Source organism: Pseudomonas sp. AKS31, from assembly GCF_023634765.1.
In the GTDB taxonomy this organism is placed as follows: domain Bacteria; phylum Pseudomonadota; class Gammaproteobacteria; order Pseudomonadales; family Pseudomonadaceae; genus Aquipseudomonas.
In genome coordinates, this window is the sequence record NZ_JAMLFX010000053.1 from 1 (window position 1) to 218 (window position 218).

The window sequence follows — 218 nt, forward strand, 5'->3', positions numbered from 1 at the left end:
TTCGAACCTGTGACCGCTCGGTTCGTAGCCGAGTACTCTATCCAGCTGAGCTACGAGTGCATTTGTGTTTTTAGACCAGACCACAACTGGCTGAAACTAAGTTATTCACATTGCTGCAACTAACTCTTAAATGGTGCACTCGACAGGATTCGAACCTGTGACCGCTCGGTTCGTAGCCGAGTACTCTATCCAGCTGAGCTACGAGTGCATTTGTGTTT

The 218-nt window shown here is 48.2% G+C and carries 1 tRNA gene; it reads right to left on the reverse strand.

What is annotated here, in order from left to right:
- Positions 1-131: 131 nt before the first annotated feature.
- Positions 132-208, reverse strand: a tRNA-Arg gene (locus M9827_RS27680).
- Between the last annotated feature and the right edge of the window lie 10 nt (positions 209-218).